Below are 539 nucleotides of genomic sequence, written 5' to 3'. Positions count from 1 at the left end.
TGTTGGGAAATCTGTTATTTGTGATTTTGTATGAGTATGTGAAGTATTAGCTTTTGCATCTAACTTAGTATTAATTTCTGTTTCTGTATAGTATCTATCATCATGAGTATGTGATGCTGGGGCCGCCCCAATATTACCTGGTGTTACATCTTGCCAAGTATTATCACACCTTAAAAACTTTTTATTGTTCGCACTTTGTGTGGCAGGCACATGATTCCCATGAGAAGTATTCGCCTTGTTATTTTTCAAATCGTCGATTTGAGTAGCATTGCTTTTCATCCTAGCATCTATGGTATCCATATTCTGATTGATAATAGCAATATCAACTGCATCCGTACCATCCGGTTTCTTTAACCCATAATTAGTAGTATTTTTCATTCTATTACTCCTTTCTATATTACCTTTACCTTATCCCATGTATGTATGGATAAAGCTGACCACGTATAGGCTTTTAAATTGTTCCAGTAGTTATAGGTATATTCAAAAGTAAATGCTAGATGTGCAGGTTTAACTTCTTCTATGGAGCTTGTTAAATCCTT

Annotated in this window: 1 pseudogene; it reads right to left on the bottom strand. The window is 34.7% G+C overall.

What is annotated here, in order from left to right:
• Positions 1 to 378, bottom strand: a pseudogene (locus H8718_RS20430) (hypothetical protein); the annotation flags it as partial.
• Positions 379 to 539 lie beyond the last annotated feature (161 nt).

It is taken from the genome of Zhenhengia yiwuensis (assembly GCF_014384995.1).
Taxonomy (GTDB): domain Bacteria; phylum Bacillota; class Clostridia; order Lachnospirales; family Cellulosilyticaceae; genus Zhenhengia; species Zhenhengia yiwuensis.
Note: the sequence above shows the minus strand (reverse complement) of the source record. Positions and strands in the feature narration are given on the sequence as shown.